General features: G+C 69.2%; 1 protein-coding gene. It reads left to right on the forward strand.

The features are described 5' to 3' along the window. Positions 1–52 precede the first annotated feature (52 nt). The coding region (locus IE257_RS37710) for a transposase (protein WP_189974638.1) at positions 53–1131 on the forward strand (1079 nt) is incomplete at its 3' end.

Consider the following 1131-nt stretch of genomic DNA (forward strand, 5'->3'; position numbering starts at 1 on the left):
GTTGTGCAGGCCGTCGTCGTGTTCAGGGGTGGGTTCGGTGTCGTTGCGTGGGGTGGATTGGGGAGAGGTCCCGGAGGAGACCGCGCGGGTCGCGCGGGCGGTCTTCCCGAAGGGCTGTCTGGCGATGCGGATGCGGGACACACTGGGCCCGGTCTTCGCCGACACGGAGTTCACCGGTCTGTTCCCGTCCCGCGGACGGCCCGCGGTTTCTCCGGCGAGGCTGGCGCTGGTGTCGGTGCTGCAGTTCACCGAAGGGCTCACCGACCGGCAGGCCGCGCACGCCGTGCGATCACGTCTGGACTGGAAGTACGCCCTGGGCCTGGAACTGACCGATACCGGATTCGACTTCTCGGTGCTCAGCGAGTTCCGTTCCCGCCTCGTCGACGGTGCGGCAGGTCGCATGATCCTGGACGCGGTGCTGCTGGCGGCCGGCGAAGCCGGGCTGGTGAAGGCCAGAGGGCGCCAGCGGACGGACTCCACTCACGTGCTGGCCGCCACGCGGGAGCTGAACCGGCTGGAGTTCGTGGTGGAGACCCTGCGGGCCGCCCTGAACGAGATTGCTGCGGTCGCCGGGGAATGGCTGGCCGCCCTGGCCCCGCCGGAATGGTTCGACCGGTACTCCATGCGGCCGGAAGACAGCCGGTTCCCCTCCCGCTGGGCGGCCCGGGTCGAGCACGGCCACCAGGTGATCTCCGACGGCTTCGCCGTCCTTGAAGCCGTCTGGGGCCCGTCAGCCCCGGCGGGCCTGCGGCACCTGCCCGCGGTGGAGTTCCTGCGCAGGGTGTGGGTCCAGCAAGGCGAGTTCCACGAGGGCCAGCCGCGCTGGCGCGATCCGAAGAACATCCCGCCTGGCCGAATCCGTTACTGCACCCCTTACGACGCTGATGCCCGGACGGGGGCAAAGCGGGACCTCGCCTGGAACGGCTACAAAGTCCACCTGAGCGAGACCTGCGAACCCGACGCGCCACACTTGATCACCAACGTGACGACCACGCCGGCAGCGGTCTCCGACATGGAGATGACCACCGTCATCCACGACGAGCTCGAAGAGCGCCGACTCCTCCCAGACGAGCACCTGCTGGACGCCGGCTACGTCGACGCCCATCACATCGTTGCCGCCCGGCACGAATA

It is taken from the genome of Streptomyces avidinii (genome assembly GCF_014650695.1).
GTDB lineage: Bacteria > Actinomycetota > Actinomycetes > Streptomycetales > Streptomycetaceae > Streptomyces > Streptomyces avidinii.